Here is a 14,499-nt window from a genome sequence, read left to right as displayed (position 1 = left end):
TCCGCCCTCTTTATCCTCTTCTTTTCTGTTTTCTTGACTTGTAATACAATGCAGCAAGGATAGCCCGCCTTTCGTTAACAAGTCATTAACCTTAGCAAAATATTCATTAAGATTCTCCTTACCAACGTGTTCTATCATCCCCACACTAACCACTCGATCAAACTTTCTATCCTTAATTTGTCTATAATCTATAAGTTGAACTTCAACAAGATCACTTAACCCTTCTTCTTTTATTCTTTCATTTACTCTGGCAAATTGCTCTTTGCTCAAGGTTACACCCATAGCTTTTACTTTGTATTTTTTCGCTGCATTAAGAATTAGTTCTCCCCATCCACAGCCTATATCAAGTAGAGTATCCCCTTCTTTTAACGCTAATTTTTTCAAAATATGATTCACTTTATTCTCTTGCGCCTGATATAAAGAATCTTCCGGTGTCTTAAAATAAGCACAAGAGTAAGTCATACTTTCATCCAGCCATAACTTATAAAAATCATTTCCAATATCATAATGATATTCAACATTTTCTTTGCTTTTTTTAATATTGTTTGAAATTTTATTCAAAATATGAGCGTATTTTCCACTACTTCCCAAAAAGCTTTCTTTATTGTTGTATATTGATGCCACTACATCTTCAATGCTTCCATTTATCTCTATTTTTTTCGTCATATAGCCTTCACCAAAAGCAAGGGAAGGATCACTTAAAATATCAGCCTCATGGATGGGTTCATTAAATATTATTTCAAATTTAATGTCACCTTCCTTGTAATTCACAACTTCTCCATCCCAAAAGCGAATCCTGCAAGGATCAGAAAATAAATTTTTAAATAACGTCTTTAAAAATGCCTTTTCAATAATCATGATTGTCCTCCTTTTCACTTCACAATTATTCTAATGAAACGTTGAAAATTCCAATATCGTGCCAAGTATTTAGAGTTAATTCACATTCTTATTGCATTTGAGGTTATTTTTTGCCTCCCAGCCTTTTTTGGGCAAGCAAAAATTGCCGTTGACCTTTCTATCGATTTTCATCTATCTTCTAGCTTGTCCCTAAAAATATCATCATAGACTAATGTCATGAGACCAAAAAGCCTCAGGCCTAAATATTTCTATAAAAGAACGAATTAACTCCACTTATTCTACCTGAGAAGCACGATCAGATGATTCAAGGAGGGTGACCACGCTTCCCAGGTGAACAATAAATACACAGGATATCATCCCAGTAAGACCATAGAATAAACTTCTCCATGAATTCCAAATGTTGCTGACCATTGTTTTTTCTTTTGGGACAAGTAAATTTAATGTCACTTTGTTTCTGATGAGTCATGGTATCAGCACCTTTCAAATGATACCTTTTTTATACAAAAAATGATAAATTTACCAGTTATTCTACACTAACATACAGGCAAGGTTCTCTCCGTCACTTACCTTTTTTGGCATCTATTCTTAATGCCGGTATTTGATTTTCCAAAAACATGACATCCTGAGTTGTATATTGGTTAATCCATAGTCGGTTCCAAAAAAGGAATTGCGAAATACATAGAGAGAGAACGGGAAAGCTCTCTTGCAATAGGACGAACATTGTCTTTAATCCATTGTGCATCCTCAATATTATCATTATATCCCAAGTTGATTAGGACAGCTGGCATGGTTGTCTTTGTTACTTCCTTAAACGTTGCCGTCGGCGTAACCTTAACTTTTTCAGGCTTCGGATAAACCTCTTTCAAATTCTTCGCCACATTCTCTGCCAATTCTTTTCCATAAAGATTCTTTACAAAATAAAATATTTCTGGACCCTGCATCTTTCCTGACAGGAAAGGCGGTGCGGTGTTTGTATGGATAGAAAAATACACGTCATAATCTCCATTATTTGCGTCATAAATAACCTGAGACAATGGCATTTCGGGCTCATTCCTTGTAAATTCAATTCCTGATGCAAATAAATATGGCTCCATTGCATCTGCAATCAAATTTACATACTCTTCCTCTGCACCGCCGTTTATAAAAAGATTATATTCCTGCAAGGACGGGCTAAGATATACTCTTGGCATAAAATCTCCCTCCGCTTTTTTCTATTAGCTTATGAAAAAAGGGGAAATCTGGAAATTGTCCGTTTTATTATGATAACAAACTCTTTTCAAAAATTTTGTAGATATCTGCTTTCTTCGCTGCATAAGGAAAAGTAGCAATTTTTTGCGTATTTTCCATGGCACGGTCTGTATAATAAGTGATTTCCTCCACAGTAAACGTTTCAGAAGTTTCCAAAACATCATTCAAAAAATCACCCATCTCTTCCGTACTTTTCATCCCCAAGGAATGCAAAAGTTGGGCAACTTTTTTATCCTCTTTGGGGAACAACTCCAAGTAAGCCTGTGTAACCAAACCATTTGCTCTACCATGGGGTATCCCCTTTTCATAGGTCAAAAAGTAACCAAGGCAATGGGGAATGGAAGTGCTTGTTTGAGCAATGGCAACGCCACCCAAAGCAGATGCAAGCATTAACTTGTCCCTGTCCTCAGCTGTATAGTTTCTTGCTTTTAATGCAGGAATGCATTCTTTGAATAAAGAAAGTCCTATTTCCACAATTTTTTCGCTGATAAAGTTTGCATTAACCGATAGATAACTTTCAATTAAATGGCTTAATGCATCAACAGCAGTATTATTTGTAACTTTCGGCGAAAGGGTATCCATATATTTAGAATCCAAAAAAGATACCTTTGCAAAAATCTTTGGCATAATAGCACTTTTGGTACGTTTTTCATGGAGGGTCATAATGGAAAATTGCGTAACCTCCGAGCCTGTTCCTGCTGTTGTAGGAATTTCTGCAACTGGCAAAGCCATAGCTTTTGCTTCCGTAAATAATATATCACTGCTTCTATCGGGATTTGCAGCCAAAACGGCAATGGCCTTTGATGCATCCATGGGAGACCCGCCACCAATTCCAATCAAAAAATCAACCTCTTGTGAAACTGCCAACTTTGCCGCTCTTTCCACGGTTTCCACATCCGGATTCTCACCAATCTCATCAAATAAGACCCAAGGAATATTCAATGTATCCAGTGCCTCCGTAACATCCTTTTGCGCTCCATTTTTCTTGGCGGAACTGCGCCCCGTAACCAACATTGCTTTCCTACCCAATGCTAAAAATGCTTCCTTGTTATTAAGAACACATCCACGTCCAAAAAAAGTTTCCGCAGGCATAAAATATTTAAATTTTTCCATGTAATCCTCCTTCTTTGCAATTAAAAATTGAAGTCATACCATTCCCAATCTGTATTCATAATCGATTCAAGATCTGCCGAAGCATCAACTGCCAATTCAAATACCACTTCAAACCCATGGTATCTTTCTCCCTCAACAGTAGCTATACCTGAAATCATGTAATTTCTGCCTTCACCCTCAACATATTCACCTTCTAACAGAAGCTCATCTTGTTCCAGATAAATTTTGTTCAATTCCTGTTTCTTTTGCTCCTCAGTAAAATAAAGCCTCATACTTCACCTCCTTAAGCTTTTGTACATTATTCTTTATTATTCTATCACTTGCTTATTGCAGACACAAGAAAATTTCCTTCTTCCATTTAAATAACAATTAGTGTATACTAGGTTAAGACAGGAGGAACTTCTATGAATTATATTGTTTTGGATTTGGAATTCAATCAATCCTTTCCTTTCAAAACTGGAGAGAGCGTTGCCCCGGTAGCTGAATGCCCCTTTGAAATTATTCAAATCGGCGCTGTAAAACTGAACCCAGCCCTTAAACAAGTTGGTGTTTTTAATACAATGATTCAGCCCCAAGTTTATCCAAGGGTACACCCTTTTGTTGAAAAAATAACTGGCATTACCGAAGAAAAACTGAAAAATCAGCCTAGCTTTAAAGAGGCTTTTCAAAAGTTCATTTCCTTTATTGGTACAGAAGATGCAATTCTTTGTACCTGGGGTACTGATGATATTAAATCTTTATTTCGAAACATATTGTATTATAAGCTGGATACAAACAGCATAACCAATAAATATTTAAATGTGCAAAAATATGCTTCCGCATATTTAAAGTATGAGGCAGGTAAAGCAATCGGTTTGAAAAATGCCGTCACTGAGCTGAATTTAGCCGTTAATTTGCCTTTTCATGATGCCTTGCATGATGCAATTTATACAGCTAAAATTTTTGAAATTGTTCATCCGGAAAAAATAATTCCTTCCGTTTTTAAACCAACGTCTTTACTAATTCCAACACCAAAATCACCTCGTACAAATACTTCGGCTTTGCTTCGTCATATGGCCGATTTAATGGAACGAGAATTGACATCTCAAGAAAAAAAAATAATAAAAACAGCTTATTTTTTAGGACGAGATCGCACTTTTGATATTCCCGGCTTTGAAAAAAGTAAGAAAAAGTGAACTTCAGCTTTACTTGCGCCGACAGCAATATTTATTGCTTCGGTGCTTTTTACATTGAATTATTAATAGTAGGTATAAAAAATTTCTATGGCAAATTTGTATTAATACAAACATCTTTTTATGCATAATTTATCACTTTAAAATTCATTGATTTTCTTAATAAATACAAAATAAGCCATCTATATAACGTTTTTTAATGCCACATTTTTCATAAAAAACAGTTCTATGTTTACAAGTGATTGCTTATATGAATATTAATTCTAAACAAAAGAATAATAATACATTATGATATCCATTGACATTCTTATGAAACGCTATTAAAATTTCTATGTTGAGTAAAATATCAATCATTATTTTTTATATCAAAATCAAAGGAGGCTTTCTTCATGTTGACTTCTATCGTTGGCATCAACTGGGGGGATGAAGGCAAAGGTCGTATGGTTGACCTGCTTTCAGAAGAATACGATATTGTATGTAGATATCAGGGAGGTAATAATGCGGGTCATACCGTAATTAACCACTTAGGGAAGTTCGTATTGAATTTGCTGCCTTCTGGCATTTTACGGGAAGATGTTGTAAATGTCATGGGAAATGGTATGGCAATTGACTTGGAACATCTCTATCACGAAGTAGACCGTTTAAAAAATGCCGGAGTAAAGGTTACAGCAGACAATTTAAAAATCAGCGACAAAGCCATCATCTGCCTTCCTTATCATAAACTTCTTGACTGTTTGGAAGAAGATCGTTTGGGAGATGCAAAATTTGGCTCCACCCGTAGAGGTATTTCTCCTGTTTATGGTGATAAATATATGAAAAAGTGTTTGCGCATGGGAGATTTACTTCATCCCGAATCCTATCCTGAAACACTTAAAAACTTAATAAACTATAAAAACTTAATTATTGAAGGAGTTTATCATGCTGCTCCCGTGCAATATGAAGAAATCTTACAGTGGCTTGATACGTTCGGAACTCCCTTCAAAGAAAACATTATTGATACCGGATTATATTTGACAGAAGCTGAAAACTCCGGAAAGAAAATCATGTTTGAAGCGCAGCTTGGGGCTCTGAGAGATATCGACTTTGGTATTTATCCCTTTACCTCATCTTCCTCAACCATTGCTGCTTATGCTCCAATTGGTGCTGGCGTTCCTAATTTGCAATTAGATAGTGTAATTGGCATCATGAAAGCTTATTCAAGTTGTGTAGGTGAAGGCCCTTTCACCTGTGAAATATTTGGTGAAGAAGCCGATGCTTTAAGAGAAGCCGGCGGCGAATACGGCGCTGCAACAGGCAGACCTCGTCGTGTAGGACCCTTTGACATAGTTGCCAGCAGATATGGTATCCGTGTACAGGGTTGCAGCGAAATTGCTTTAACAAAAATGGATGTTTTGTCCTATCTGGATGAAATACCTGTTTGTACAAAATATAAAGTTGATGGAAAAGAAGTAACGGAATTCCCTTATGCTTCTGTTTTAAAGTCAGCAGAGCCTGTGGTTGAAACAATCAAGGGTTGGAAATGCGATATCAGCGGTTGCCGAAGTGTAGCGGATTTACCAAAAGAGGCACTACAGTATATCAAATACATTGAAAAAGCCGTTGGTTGTCCCATCAAGTATGTTTCTGTTGGCGCAGAAAGAGATGCTTATATCACCATGTTTTAAGTTGAATTTGTAGTGAAAAGGAGGGGCTTTATGAATCAGATACTGATTATAGCCGGAAAAGAGACAGAAAAGGAAAATCTTGTCGGCCTTTTAGACTGCTATTCAACTTGCCAAATTCTCTACGCTTCCAACAGTAAACAGGCAAAGGAATTAATTGCAAGTGCATCACCCGCCCTTATAATCATAAATGCTCCTCTACCAAGTGAATCGGCTCAGGATTTAGCCATTTTTATGACACAAAGAACGGATGCTGCTGTAGTTATACTGTTGCCGGATTCATATCGGAACATCAAGGAGTATAGTGAAGAGGATTATGGGATTCTTACGCTGTATAAACCATTTAAGCGTTCAGAATTTGATCGTACTGTGAAATTTGCAATTGCATTTGAAAATCGAATTGCAAAAATACAGGAAAAAAATAAGAAGTTGCAAAAACAGCTTTCAGAGGTCCGCACTGTGCATCGTGCAAAATGCCTTTTGATTCAACATTTGCATATGACTGAACCTCAGGCACATCGTTATATTGAAAAACACGCCATGGATTGCAGACAAAGCAAGCTGGAAGTAGCAAACAGTATTTTACAATCGTATCATGAAATTTAGTATTCACATTGCAATAGTTCTTTCATTTTCAATGGCGATAGCCCCATAATTTGGGGCATATCGCTATTTTTCATATCACTTCTAAAAAGGTATGACATTTAACTTCATCAACCGTCACACAAAACAATTCCTTAGATACACAAATAAAAGAAGGAGAGGCTTATCCTATGTTTATTGATATTACATTGAAAATTTCGCCGAAAATGGCTTCCGCTGCACAAGGGCACGAAAAAAAAGCCCTTATGGGGCATCTGGGGACACATTTTGATATTATGAATAAAGAATTCCCGCTGGAGTATCTAGAGCGGGCGGCAATCGTCTTCGATGTCAGCCATACTGAGAAAAGAGATATCGAAATTACAGACATTGACTTGGAAAAAGTAAAACCAAAGATGTTTGTTGCTTTTTATACCGGTTTTATTGAAAAAGAAGGCTATGGCAGTCATACTTATTTTACGGAGCATCCCCAGCTTTCTCATGAGTTAATAGAAGCATTGGTAAAAAAAAGGATCTCTATTATCGGTATTGATTTTGCCGGTGTTAGGCAAGGAAAAGAACATACACCGGCAGATCAATATTGTGCCGACAATAGTATTTTTGTGATAGAAAATTTATGTAATCTTTTAGAAATCATGAAGCATGGGACACATTTTCAGGCCTACACTGCTCCCATGAATTTTACTGATATGACAGGTTTACCTTGCCGCGTAATTGCAAAAATTTAAAAGATAGATGTCAACATGATTTCAGAATATCTATCTCCTTAGATAATACGTAATGATCACAAATAGAAATAAAATGATAAAAGGGCATCCACACTTATACTGGGGACACCCTTTTTTATACGTTAACGGCTGTTTCGCAATGCTTTACAGCTATATTTCATAATAAGCAGTTCTACAGCAGTTTCCTCCGCAACTTTTCCTGTTTTGATATCCAAATCTGTCTTTAAGCAATCCTCTAATGCCATTTCCCATTCTTTCATAGAAAAACGTTTTGCCTGCCTAATGTATTCCTTTACAGCGAAATCTCTGATTTCCAACTTCTGTGCAATTTCGCCGTTTGCCCTTCCCTCTTCCGAAAGTAAAGCGCTTAGTAAAATCATACGGAATTGCCTAGTAATTAAAGAAAGTACCATATATGGGGATTCTTTCATGAGCAAAAGGTTACGATAAATTGAAATAGCTTTTTCCGGCTTTTCTTCAGCTACAGCACGAACCAAGTCAAAAACCTTGGCTTCCAGCGACGGTGTGCAAACTTCTTTTATATCTTCAATTTCAATATTTCCCCGGGCTCCTTTATAGGAAAGCAGTTTTTGCAATTCCCGTTCCATCGACTCCATATCGTCTTCTACTGTTTGGAGAAAAAATTGTATCACACTACCTTCCATGTTATTGCCATTTCTCCCACACTCTTTTTTGATCCATATCGCCAATTCCTTTTCCCCTGGCGTTTTAAACTCAATGGCCTGGCCATTTTTCACCAATGCTTTGTAAAGGCGATTGTTCTTTTCCACCTTTTCTTCAATAAAGAGAAGGCAAATGTACTCGGGTAAGTGTTTGAAATACTCAATCAACTTTTCCCCTTCCTCCTTTGCATTGCCTTTCTGAAAAAAACCACTGTTACGCACTGTAACCAAGCGCCTTTCATTTAAAAACGGAAGGGTTTCCGCAGCATCCATAATCACTCCCGCATTAGCCCTTTTTTCTTCAAAAATATCGTGATTCATCATTTCCGAGCCGGATGACAAAATAGCATCCGTAAGTGCTTTTTCATAATTTTTTATCAGATAGGTTTCAGCGCCATAAAACAGGTAACAGGGCTTAAAATCACCATTCTTCCATTGTTTTTTTAATTCTTTCATATACTGATTCCCTTTCCGCAACAGCTTCCAGCGTATAGCTGTCCTTTGGAGATATTTTCGCTAAAATTGTACCCTGAGCATCTGTTCTGCACACAGATACCCCTTGTGCATTCAGCCTTTGCAACGTTTCTTCATGGGGATGCCCATAAATATTTTCCGCCCCACAAGATATAATACCAACCCTAGGGGAAACTGCCGACAAAAAAGCTTCACTACTAGAATATTTTGAACCATGATGTCCAAGCTTTAAAATTTCCGCTGAAACATCTGAGCCTTTGGATAGCATAATCCGTTCATCTTCAACTGCGGCATCTCCTGTCAATAAAACCTTTGTTCCACCATATTCATATTTTAAAACCAAAGAACCATGGTTATCGTCATCCCCCAAGAACTTTATACCCCCCAAAGGATAGAGACAATCAAACTTCCCGTCCTTCCCCCAGTTTGCAGCATTGCCCTCTTCCACAGTATACAGCATAATGTTCTGTTTATCCAATACTTCTTTCAATGACTGCCAATTTGGGGAATCCCCAAAGGGATATGAGGATATATATAATGCCTTTAAAGGTACATTCTCACAAAGCTCAATAACACCAATCATGTGGTCAGAATCAAAATGAGTCAAAAAAATTCCGTCCAAGTCTTTTATCCCCAAATATTCCAAATAGGGTTCTACTACTTTTACTCCGGTATTCTTTCCCACTTCTGTACCATACCATCCACCACCATCTATTACCACCGCCCTGCCGTCAAACGTAGAAATAACGGTAGAATCTCCTTGCCCAATATCCAAAAAGGCAACGGTGTTTTTATGGAAAATCAACCGATTCCCAAAAACCGAAAATCCCAAAACAATCATAACAAAAAAAATTCCCTTTTCATTGCAAAAGCGTTTTCCATAAAAGCTGCTCATGCATAACACCAAGTAATAAAGGGCAATTGACGTAATGGCTGGAGCACCCACCAATAAATAGCCCTTTGGAATAGAAACCGCAGCCTCACATACTATTTCATAAAATTGTAATATTCCATAAATTCCCCCTGCTGAAATTGCAGCCAAAGGTGGGAATAACAATCCCGTTACCGCTGTAACAAAAATAAATAACAACAAGATTCCGCAAAAAGGAAGAATCAATAAATTTACGAAAACCCCTACCAAGGAAATATTGAAAAAATGATACGCCACAATAGGATAGCTAAATAGGGATGCATAGAGGGAAAGAATAAAGGACCGCTTTAGTTTTCCCCATGGCTTATCCTTTTTAGATATAACCTGTAAGCCCAGCCAAATACCAAACGCTGTAATAAAGGACAACTGAAATCCCGCATTCCACAAATAAAGGGGCTGAAACAATAGAATCAGTAAAGCAGCAATTGCCAGGTTATTCAACCAGTCACTTTTTCTGAAAAGAACTCGACCAAACAATGCTACTGCAATCATAATAACAGCCCTTACCGATGAAGGGGAAAACCCTGTGAACATCAAAAATCCTACGCAACAGAGAATAGTAACTATTGCAGCCATACGTTTGCTTTGCCTCAAACATTTTTCCACAAAAAAATGAAGGAATAATGCAAAAAAAGAAACATGAAGCCCCGAAACACAAAGGATATGGTTAATTCCTGCTTTTATGTATAAATCCCTTGTTTCTTGATCAATATCATCTTTTTCTCCCGTGACCATGGCCTTTACAATGCCGCTTTCCTTTTGAGACAACACTGTGTCAAATACTGCAAATACTCTCTCCTTCTGTTTTTGCAGTACAACAGCAAAACCATTGGTTTTTCCCACTTTTTGAATTTTTTCAGGATAAATTTTGTAGTCTATCCCCTTAGTTTTCAAATATAATTTCTCATCGTAGCCCCCCGGAACCGTTCTCCCCTCTAATGGTAACACCTCACCAGAAAGCAAAACTTCATCGCCTATTTCATAAATGCCTTCTCCTGAATAAACAGCATATAGTTCTATATTTTTCCCATACTTTTGCTGAAATGCTTGATCCATTCTAATTAATAACTTTTGATTGCCAGAAGAGGTTATTCCTTGCTCCCGAATTACACCCGGACTATCTGATAGCATTTCTCCTTCTAAAGTGGGAATAGATATCTTAACAGACTGCCCTGCTAAAATAAAAGCCAAACACAACATTGCCATTAAGCTTATAGCTAGTTTTACATATCTTTTCATCACGAAACGTGAAATGCAAAAAAATATAAAAATAAAAAAGGCTAAGCATACCTGTTTCGATATGCCTAGCCGGAAATAAATTCCACATATGGTGAATATTAAAGCCCAAAGGGCCGGTCTTTTTATTTTCATGGCTCTTCATTCTGCGTTGTAGTTTGTGGCGTATTTTGTGCCACATTTTGCGTCGTGTTTACAGTTTTTAAGCTTTTTACAGGTACAAAAGGTGTACTAAAATCAACATGTCCTTTAAAGGCATCCATCTTTTCCCCTTCGATTAAAAACTGGACTTTATTAACATTTTCCATTTCTGCCAGAGAATTCACAATGGAATAGATGGTAAGTAATTCTCCCGTGGAACCGCCATTATGCTTTGTTACAAACTCTTGACTTAAGTTTACATAACAAACACCATCGCTGGTTGTGGTGATATCCATGATTTTTGTTTCCGCAGGTATGGTTGCATAATGACCTGCTTCCTTAGGTCCCGAAATCAGTTGCTCCAATATGGTTCTTTCTCTGGGTTGATTTGCATTAACCTCAACCACACGGTCTTCCACCACCAAATCAGATGCATCTGCATTGGAAAAATACAATTTTAAAATAGCATATTCCGTTGTCGTAGATGAAACTACCGGATCTATTAATACATTTTGCCGGCTCATTACTCCATAGGCTTCTCCATCCTTTGACTGCAAAGGCATGCCTTCCACAGTAAATACAACAGAATCCAAAAAGTCCAAGGAGGTTAACGACCATACAATAGAGGAACGACAAATCACTTCCTCCACACTGCTTAGTCCATAATATCTGGAACTAAAATCTATGGTAACGATATTATCCATTGTTTCAACAGTATTAATCTTAATATTTTCAGGAATCGTGGGCTTTATTCCATCCGCCTTCATTCCCGATTGCAATTCTTCCAAAATAGAGTTTATCATATCCAACTGGGAATCTGGCTGAACCTCCAACTGAATGGCTTTCATTTTTCCATTAGCGCCCATAAAATAAAGTTCAGCAGCACTTTTACCACCATCTAAAAAATGATCCTTTAAGAAAAACCCTCCCGGAATTATTATCAACAACGTGAATATAATTAAAATAAAACTCACAAAAATTTTCTTTTTTCTTGCCAAAAGACAACCTCCTTTCTTTTGTTTTGATGATTGTAAAAGAGGATCACGCTTGACATATTTATAAGATATTTTGACGTATAGGAATACGCACCAAAATGGTCGTTCCCTCGTCCTCCTTACTGTAAACCTTAATGCTTCCATTGTGCATCATAATGGTACTATGGGTAATCGAAAGTCCAAGCCCCGTACCACCTGTTTCTCTATCCCTTGTTTTGTCTACACGATAAAACCGTTCAAAAATCCGGGCAACCTCGTTATCAGGAATCCCAATCCCCGTATCCGCAACACTGATAAAAGCATTTTGATGATCCGCGTCCAAATTAATCTCTACCTTGCCATCTTCTGGCGTGTATTTTATTGCATTGTCCACCAAATTTGCAATGGCTAATGTCAATTTCATTTCATCAGCCATAGCCGTAACATCTTTTCCCTTTTCATACTGAATACTGATATTTTTTGCTTGAGCCAAAGGAAGCAATCTTTTTATGATACCTTCCACTACACCATTTAAATCTGTTTCTTTGAAATTCAAAGGTATCTCTTTTTGATCTAGTTTAACCAATGTTAAAAGGTCATTGATGATGGCCGCCATTCTATCGACCTCAGAATTAATATCGTGGAGAAACTCCACATACATTTCTTTCGGCACATCTTCCTGAAGCAAAATAGATTCACTTAATACCTTGATAGAACTTAACGGTGTTTTTAACTCATGGGAAACATTGGAAACAAATTGCTGCCTAGTTGACTCCACTTTTTCCAACTGATCCGCCATATGATTACACGCCAATGCCAAATCCACTATCTCATTATGGATTTGAGAATGAACCTGCACCCTTTGCTCAAAATGCCCCTCGGACATTTTTTGAATTACCTTAATCATTTTTTTGATAGGCTCAGTAAAAATTTGAGAAATAATAATCATCATAATTATAACGATGATGGCCAGACCTGCCAAAAGCAAATTACCTTTTCTTGCAATATCAACAACGGTATCTGCAATATCCTGCATATCATCAGAAACTAAAACAACCCCAACACGAGTATTGCTACTTCCGGAAATGGATACGGCTGCATAAACCATGCCGTCTTCCTGCGTTCTTGCAATATCTTTATTCTCCAAAGCTTCAAAAACCTCAGGGATTAAAACTGTTTTTCCAACATCGCTATAACCTGTATCGTATACAACCAAACAGGAAGAATCCAAAACCAAAACACGAAAATCATGTTCCTGGCTCATCTCCAGCATTGTTTCTTCTAACGCATCTCTATTTGCTTTGTCACTCATATACTCATGAGAAGTGATCTGCCCGGAAATTACATTTGCCTGACTTAACAATTCTTTTTTTCGTTCCTCAATAAAGTAGTCCTGTACAGAGTGCAAAATAGTACTGGCAATTAAAAGCAGAGGAACAATCCCTACCACAACATAAGTTGCCAAAAGAATCCATCTTAAGCTAAGAAAATGGGAGCCCTTTTTTTTGATTGTTGGCTTTTCGCTTTTAATTAAAATAATAACCAACTCCCCATTTTGTAAAAATATATTTGGGCTCACTGGGATTAGCTTCAATTTTTTCTCTCAAGCGGCGCACATGAACATCAACCGTACGCACATCCCCCGGATAGTCATAGCCCCACACAGTATCAAGTAATTTTTCACGACTGTAAACCTTCCCCGGGTTCTCCATCAAAAGCTCTAATAAATCAAACTCTTTTGCGGTTAAATTCACTTCTTTTTCCTGAACAAACACACGTCTGCTGTCATAGGAAAGTTCTAAATCTCTTGCTTTCAAAACATTTTTGTTTGCGCCCTCTGCAGGGACCTTTTTCACGCTGCGACGCAAAATCGCCTTGATTCTGGCTTTCAGTTCCAATATATTGAAAGGTTTTGTAATATAATCATCTGCACCATATTCCAATCCCATAATTTTATCCATATCTTCCCCTTTTGCGGTAACCATGATAATAGGTATTTGCGAAAACTCTCGTACCTGTTGGCAAACCTGTAAACCGTCCATCTTGGGTAGCATGACATCTAAAACAACTAAATCGAAATTAGAATTTTTAATCTGCTGCAATGCCTCTTCCCCATCATATGCAGGGGTAACCTCCATACCATCCTGCTCTAAAGAAAACTTAATCCCTTTTACAATAAGTTTTTCATCATCTACTACCAAAACCTGAAATGCCATATTTTCCTCCTATATTATTCCACTCTAATAAACTCTTTCATCTGATTTAATTTCTTAATACCAATGCCGGAAACTTTTACAATTTCATCTGTTGTTTGAAAAAGACCATGTTTCTCCCGATAAAAAATGATTTCCTGCGCAATTTTTTCTCCCACACCAGGCAAAGCCTCTAAATCTTTTTGGTCTGCCGTATTTATGTTTAACTTATCTACCATACCAGGTAAACATAATTTATACTCCTGGGACCATCTTGTTTCCAACATTTCTGGACTAACAGCTGTACCCATCTGTAAAGAATTGTTCTCCTTCACAGATGCAAAAGCTAGTCCCAAAATGAAAAAAAATACGATTACTAACATAATTTTCAGTGTTTTTCTTTCATTCCACAAATTTTCCCGTTTTCCATTCAAGTTGATTGAAACCCCTTTTGTTTTACGTCCATATTTGCTATAATCAGAAAG

14 protein-coding genes are annotated in these 14,499 nt (G+C 37.2%); 4 read left to right on the top strand and 10 right to left on the bottom strand.

The features are described 5' to 3' along the window. The 4 genes from P9Q65_RS04960 to P9Q65_RS04945 all read right to left on the bottom strand — a co-directional run. Positions 1-858, bottom strand: an 858-nt coding sequence (locus P9Q65_RS04960; RefSeq protein WP_304508266.1) for a class I SAM-dependent methyltransferase, incomplete at its 3' end; no start/stop codon positions are given. Positions 859-1,496: 638 nt separating this feature from the next. After that, a complete protein-coding gene (locus P9Q65_RS04955) occupies positions 1,497-2,048 on the bottom strand; it encodes an N-acetylmuramoyl-L-alanine amidase family protein (RefSeq protein ID WP_304508265.1) in 552 nt (183 codons plus the stop codon). A 67-nt stretch (positions 2,049-2,115) separates the two neighbouring features. Next, positions 2,116-3,219, bottom strand: a complete 1,104-nt coding sequence (locus P9Q65_RS04950) for an iron-containing alcohol dehydrogenase family protein (protein ID WP_304508264.1) — start codon at positions 3,217-3,219, stop codon at positions 2,116-2,118. 20 nt (positions 3,220-3,239) lie between these two features. Further along, positions 3,240-3,491 (bottom strand): hypothetical protein, encoded by a 252-nt coding sequence (locus P9Q65_RS04945; RefSeq protein ID WP_304508263.1) that lies wholly within the window; start codon positions 3,489-3,491, stop codon positions 3,240-3,242. Positions 3,492-3,623: 132 nt separating this feature from the next. Between P9Q65_RS04945 and P9Q65_RS04940 the strand changes: the two genes are divergently transcribed. The 4 genes from P9Q65_RS04940 (at position 3,624) to P9Q65_RS04925 (ending at position 7,383) form a co-directional block, all read left to right on the top strand. Then, positions 3,624-4,394 (top strand): 3'-5' exonuclease, encoded by a 771-nt coding sequence (locus P9Q65_RS04940; RefSeq protein WP_304508262.1) that lies wholly within the window; start codon positions 3,624-3,626, stop codon positions 4,392-4,394. A 386-nt stretch (positions 4,395-4,780) separates the two neighbouring features. Continuing rightward, complete coding sequence (locus P9Q65_RS04935; protein WP_304508261.1) at positions 4,781-6,055, top strand: adenylosuccinate synthase; 1,275 nt, start codon at positions 4,781-4,783, stop codon at positions 6,053-6,055. Between the two features lie 30 nt (positions 6,056-6,085). Beyond that, a complete protein-coding gene (locus P9Q65_RS04930; RefSeq protein WP_304508260.1) occupies positions 6,086-6,658 on the top strand; it encodes an ANTAR domain-containing response regulator in 573 nt (190 codons plus the stop codon). A 167-nt stretch (positions 6,659-6,825) separates the two neighbouring features. Further along, complete coding sequence (locus P9Q65_RS04925) at positions 6,826-7,383, top strand: cyclase family protein (RefSeq protein WP_304508259.1); 558 nt, start codon at positions 6,826-6,828, stop codon at positions 7,381-7,383. A 122-nt stretch (positions 7,384-7,505) separates the two neighbouring features. Here the strand turns inward: P9Q65_RS04925 and holA are convergent, their stop codons facing one another. From holA to P9Q65_RS04895, 6 genes are read right to left on the bottom strand one after another with little or no spacing between them, the layout of a single operon-like run. Continuing rightward, positions 7,506-8,522: a DNA polymerase III subunit delta gene (holA, locus tag P9Q65_RS04920; RefSeq protein ID WP_304508258.1), complete on the bottom strand. Its 1,017-nt coding sequence runs from the start codon at positions 8,520-8,522 to the stop codon at positions 7,506-7,508. After that, positions 8,488-10,842, bottom strand: a complete 2,355-nt coding sequence (locus P9Q65_RS04915; RefSeq protein ID WP_304508257.1) for a DNA internalization-related competence protein ComEC/Rec2 — start codon at positions 10,840-10,842, stop codon at positions 8,488-8,490. The genes holA and P9Q65_RS04915 overlap by 35 nt, the downstream gene beginning before the upstream one ends. Then, the gene (locus P9Q65_RS04910; RefSeq protein ID WP_304508256.1) at positions 10,839-11,846 is read right to left on the bottom strand and encodes a GerMN domain-containing protein; all 1,008 of its coding nucleotides are present in this window, start codon (positions 11,844-11,846) and stop codon (positions 10,839-10,841) included. The genes P9Q65_RS04915 and P9Q65_RS04910 overlap by 4 nt, the downstream gene beginning before the upstream one ends. A gap of 58 nt (positions 11,847-11,904) precedes the next feature. Next, entirely contained in the window at positions 11,905-13,401 is a 1,497-nt protein-coding gene (locus P9Q65_RS04905) for a sensor histidine kinase (protein WP_330695220.1), read from the bottom strand. Further along, the gene (locus P9Q65_RS04900) at positions 13,349-14,038 is read right to left on the bottom strand and encodes a response regulator transcription factor (RefSeq protein ID WP_304508254.1); all 690 of its coding nucleotides are present in this window, start codon (positions 14,036-14,038) and stop codon (positions 13,349-13,351) included. Before P9Q65_RS04900 ends, P9Q65_RS04905 begins: the two co-directional genes overlap by 53 nt. A 14-nt stretch (positions 14,039-14,052) precedes the next feature. Further along, positions 14,053-14,448: a ComEA family DNA-binding protein gene (locus P9Q65_RS04895; RefSeq protein WP_304508253.1), complete on the bottom strand. Its 396-nt coding sequence runs from the start codon at positions 14,446-14,448 to the stop codon at positions 14,053-14,055. Between the last annotated feature and the right edge of the window lie 51 nt (positions 14,449-14,499).

This window comes from Anaerotignum sp. (genome assembly GCF_030625865.1).
Lineage (GTDB): Bacteria > Bacillota > Clostridia > Lachnospirales > Anaerotignaceae > Chakrabartyella.
This window is presented reverse-complemented; position numbering and strand designations above follow the sequence as displayed.